The organism is bacterium, assembly GCA_035530055.1.
In the GTDB taxonomy this organism is placed as follows: domain Bacteria; phylum UBA6262; class WVXT01; order WVXT01; family WVXT01; genus WVXT01.
The window spans coordinates 1-4,561 of the sequence record DATKVN010000029.1 but is presented as its reverse complement, the minus strand read 5'-3'; the positions used below and the strand labels follow the sequence as shown (position 1 = coordinate 4,561).

The following is a 4,561-nucleotide window of genomic DNA, read 5'->3' as shown; positions in this document are numbered from 1 at the left end:
ATTCATTGAGCAGGAGGCAGAACGGCTCGGCCGTACTAGTCAAGGATCGCTTGCGGGTTGCCTCAGAAGCTTCCTTCGATTTCTGTATCAGTCAGGTAAACTCGCTACCGACTTATCCGTCCTGATTACCAGTCCCCGGTGTTACAAACTCGAGTCTTTGCCTCGGGTTTTGGACTGGGATGAGGTTCAGAAGATTGTCAATAGCGTTCATCGCTCCACAAGAAATGGCCCTCAACACTATGCGATCCTGATTCTTCTCACCACTTATGGGCTCCGTGCGGGAGAAGTAGCTCAACTTAAACTGGAGGATATTGACTGGAGGAAGAAAGCTATTCACATTGTTCCCCGTAAGAGCGGAAAAGATCTTTATCTACCGCTTACCCCTGGGGTCGCTCAGGCAATTCTTGATTACCTGAGGCATCGACGTTCCCCTTCAAAGTACCGGCAAGTTTTTCTTCTTACCCGTGCTCCCTGGAGATCACTTACTAGACAAAACATTGCTTATGTGGTCAATCGACATCTTGAACTTGCTGGTCTTGAGTCCCCCCGAGGTGGATCCCATCTTCTCAGACATAGTTTTGCCACCCACTTAATTCGCAAGGGAGCTTCTTTAAAACAGATCGGTGATCTGCTTGGACATCGGAGGCTAGAATCAACCCACATTTACACCAAGACTGCTACTGAGCATCTTCGAGAGGTAGCTCTTGAGGTACCGGAGGTGAGATGGTGAAAAATAAAATGAAAAACAATTTAGAACCTGAGCTCCTTTCCTTTATTGAGCAATTTGTGGTGGGAGTCTTTCGTTTAAAACAAAAAACCCGCCACCATTATCGCCAGACGCTCTTCACATTTCTCACATATCTCAAGACAATTTCACAACCCAAAAGCTGTTTGCTGGCAACAATCGATCAAAGGACAATCGTGCGCTACTTAAAGGAATTGAGAACAGGTTATCCTCTGGACACTGTACTGTCCCGGGCCAGGATCATAACCCGCTTCCTCTCCTTCCTTAAGAAAAGTGGATATTTGAGGGAAAATCCACTGGCCCAGCTCAAGAAGGAGTATCCCCGGAAAGGGTTGAAGGGGATCGTTATGGCACTCACCGGCCCATCTTCCCAGAAGGACCTACAGTCTCTCAAGGCACCTCTGCGATTTGCCAGTCCCCTGGGGCTCTCGATGCAGAAGTTCATCACGCTGCACCGATCTCAGGGAAGTGCTTACCGGGCAGAAGAATGCATCCTCTCACGCTTTGATCGTTTCCTGAGATCCTATTCAAATCCTTCCAGGCAGCTTTCGGACTTGATTCTCAGGAGGTGGCTGGACCTCTTTTCGAGATCTCGACCTGAACATCGATACAAAAACTTTGTGGTAATTCGCCGCTTTTGCCTCTATCTTCGCCGCTTCGATCCGAAGGTCTATGTGCCAGATTCATTCTTTTCTCCATCTCTACCATCACCATTCCTTCCTTACATCTATTCACGAGGCGAGATTGCAGCCTTACTGAAAGAGGCAAAAAGACTGAAGTCATCGATTTATTCGCCTCAGCGAGGAGAGATGTTCTATTTTCTAATTGCACTCCTCTATACCACGGGAATGCGACTCAGCGAAGTGCTAAATCTTAAATTAGGTGATATTGACTGGAAAGAAGAGGTTCTCTCGATTCGGGAAACCAAGTTCTTTAAATCCAGACTGGTTCCTGTCTCCTCCAGTACCATGAGACAGATGGAAAAATACCTCCAGCTGCGGCAAGGATCGGGACTGCCAACTCAACCTGAATCTCTGATTTTTCAGAATTTACACCGAAAAGGACCTTACTCCAAATCTGCTATTGAAGGACCGTTCCGAGAGATGCTCAGGCGTTTGGGGCTTAGACCACCCCGGGGGCGTCGTGGTCCTCGCCTTCATGATTTACGCCACAGTTTTGCAGTCCACCGCTTGGAGGAGTGGTATCGTCGGGGTGAAGACATACAGTCGAAGCTGGGGCTTCTGAGCACTTACCTTGGGCATGCCAACATCGCCAGCACCCAGCGGTATCTAACCATGACGACTGAAGTGCTTGAACATGCCTCAAAGCGTTTTAATCAATATTTTACCTCAATCTAAACCTAATAGGAGAACTGTAATGAAAACTAACCATTTATCTACCTACATTCGGAGTTTTCTGGAGGATTATCTAACCCTGCAGAAGAATTTTAGTCGAAATACCATTCTCAGTTACCGGGATACGATCAAGCTATTTCTCACTTTCACTGCTGTTGAGAGGAAAAAATCGGTCACTAATTTGACTTTGGGCGATCTATCCCCAAAGATTGTGATTCATTTCCTCCAGCATCTTGAAGAAGAGCGGGCCAATAGCAAACAGACCAGAAACATTCGTCTCGCCTGCCTGCATAGTCTCTTTCGCTATTTGGCTAATCGTGAGCCACTCATTTCCGAGCATTGCCAGCGTATTTTAGCCATTCCTTTCAAACGCAACTTTAGTAGCTCTATTGTTGAGTATCTGGAGCGAGAAGAAATGAAGGCAATCCTTAAGGCAGTAGATTGCAGAAATCTGGATGGCTATCGGAACTATACACTTTTCTTTTTTATGTATAACACTGGAGCCCGGGTAGGGGAGGTCGTAAGTCTTTATGTCCGAGCACTTCAATTGGAACGGCCGTTCCAGGTTCGCTTTCGGGGAAAAGGAGAAAAGGAGCGTCTTTGTCCTTTATGGCCAGAGACAGCCAGGCTGCTACGCTCTTTACTTAAACAAAGAGGAGTTGACTCTAAATCAGATGCCCCGGTTTTCGTAAATCATAGAGGTCAGCGCTTAACCCGTTATGGTGTTCGATATCTGCTAGACAAGTACATCCAGATTGCTGCTAGAAAATGCCCCTCTTTGAAAGGCAAACACATCCATCCCCATTCAATCCGCCATACCACCGCCATGCATCTACTTCAGTCAGAGGTAGATATTAATACCATTCGTGCCTGGCTGGGACATGCACATCTCGAAACAACCAATCGTTATGCTGAAATCAATCTTGAGATGAAACGCAAGGCTCTGGATAACTACTTACCAATCACGAAAACCAAAACTCCCTGGAAACCGAGTCAGCAACTGCTTCAGTGGTTAGAGTCCCTGTGACATCCATAAATTAATGTGAAGTAATTAGAGGTAGGTAGAGGAAAATAGCTAGGATTGATGAGGATTAGAGGAAGACTGATACGAGCTACTCAACATAAATGGAGACTCAACATAATCCTTTGGGGTAGCTGCAGTAGAGAAAGGATATAGTGTTTGTTTTGAGAAAATTGCCAACCTCATAAAGCTTTTGAAAACAGCGGAGATACAGAGAAAATCTGAATACAGGATCAGAAAAATAATGAAGTCAAGCGTAGTCGTAATCGATGAGATCGGCTACACTCCGATTGAGAGACGAGAGGCTAATCTCTTTTTCAACCTGATTAGTGAAATGTATGAAAAATTGTCCATTATCATTACTTCCAATAAAAGCTTTGACAGTTGGGCGGAGATGATGGGCGACAGTGTCATGACCACGGCTTTATTGGACAGATTATTACATCACGCCAGGATTTTCAATCTGGATGGAGAATCTTACAGAATAAAAAATCAAAAAAAGGAGGTATGATCATTTCTAACTTCTTGAGAAATGGGAAAACTGTTTACCGAAGCACTGGGAAATCTGTTTACCGAAGAGGTGGGAAAACTACTTACCAGACTACTGGGAAATTACCTTACCGAACTACTGGGAAAAGTACTTGACATTTACAAAGAGGCGTATGTGCTCATAGAAGGCCTTGTTTGATTCATCCTGAGGAATCTTCTTTAGATGATTCCTTAAGGTTCCTAAATCTATTACTCCTTTATCTTCTTTTTCTGCTTTCTTTATTTTTTCAATATTGAAGCCGATATCACCACTGAGCTTTCCGTCCTGAAGAATTTTGCCAACTCCAGATAGCTTTCCTATGGAGAGCAGTTCTTTCATAATTAGAGTGCCCAGGATAACTTTTGACGGATATCCATTATCTTTTTTTGTCGTAGGATTCATTGCCGTTATGACATCCCAAAAACCCATCTCTTTTAAAAAATCAATGACAAATTCATTAGCTCCAAAATCACTCTCCACGACCTGCGTCTCTTCTCCATTAATAATAGCTTCTTCTATTTCTTTCTCGTTCCTGACCCATACTTTAATAGCTTCTCTCATTTTTTCCTGTTCTCCTTTGTTTTTATTCTTTTACCTGCCTCAATTCTCATCTCTCTTATTCTTTTAAATAGATCATCAATTCTTCTATTTAAGTGCCTTATATATTCAAGTCTTTTCTGGAAGAGACGGTACTGTTCTGTTTTCTTCTCTATTTTCTCAAGGTCCCTTTTTCTAATGTAGGTCAGGCGAGTTTTCCCTTTTATCTTTTCTGATAGATAAGGATAGGGTCCATGAAGTTTTCCTTCCTGGCACCTGCAGTTAGGATTACCACAGATAACCTTCCTTAAGATCAAAGAAGAGGCGAGCATATCCTTTGCCCCCATTAATCTATTCTCTGTTTTTACTCTTTC

5 protein-coding genes and 1 pseudogene are annotated in these 4,561 nt (G+C 43.8%); 4 read left to right on the top strand and 2 right to left on the bottom strand.

Going from position 1 to position 4,561, the window contains the following annotated elements; all coding sequences use genetic code 11:
- The 4 genes and pseudogenes from VMW39_02955 to VMW39_02940 form a co-directional block, all read left to right on the top strand.
- Positions 1-730: site-specific integrase (locus VMW39_02955; GenBank protein ID HUW22978.1), on the top strand; the 730-nt coding region annotated here is incomplete at its 5' end.
- The gene (locus VMW39_02950) at positions 724-2,103 is read left to right on the top strand and encodes a tyrosine-type recombinase/integrase (protein HUW22977.1); all 1,380 of its coding nucleotides are present in this window, start codon (positions 724-726) and stop codon (positions 2,101-2,103) included. The genes VMW39_02955 and VMW39_02950, both read left to right, overlap by 7 nt.
- A gap of 19 nt (positions 2,104-2,122) precedes the next feature.
- The gene (locus VMW39_02945) at positions 2,123-3,127 is read left to right on the top strand and encodes a site-specific integrase (protein HUW22976.1); all 1,005 of its coding nucleotides are present in this window, start codon (positions 2,123-2,125) and stop codon (positions 3,125-3,127) included.
- 111 nt (positions 3,128-3,238) lie between these two features.
- A pseudogene (locus tag VMW39_02940) lies at positions 3,239-3,632 on the top strand (ATP-binding protein).
- Positions 3,633-3,746: 114 nt separating this feature from the next.
- Here VMW39_02940 and VMW39_02935 read toward each other — a convergent pair.
- Positions 3,747-4,211 carry a hypothetical protein gene (locus tag VMW39_02935; GenBank protein HUW22975.1) on the bottom strand — a complete coding sequence of 155 codons (465 nt, stop codon included), beginning with the start codon at positions 4,209-4,211 and terminating at the stop codon, positions 3,747-3,749.
- Positions 4,208-4,561: DUF6788 family protein (locus VMW39_02930; GenBank protein HUW22974.1), on the bottom strand; the 354-nt coding region annotated here is incomplete at its 5' end. The genes VMW39_02935 and VMW39_02930, both read right to left, overlap by 4 nt.

Bases quoted from the DNA above. Each gene is read 5' to 3' on its own strand.
- VMW39_02945 (HUW22976.1), top strand. From the start codon at position 2,123: ATGAAAACTAACCATTTATCTACCTACATTCGGAGTTTTCTGGAGGAT.
- VMW39_02950 (HUW22977.1), top strand. From the start codon at position 724: ATGGTGAAAAATAAAATGAAAAACAATTTAGAACCTGAGCTCCTTTCC.
- VMW39_02935 (HUW22975.1), bottom strand. From the start codon at position 4,211: ATGAGAGAAGCTATTAAAGTATGGGTCAGGAACGAGAAAGAAATAGAA.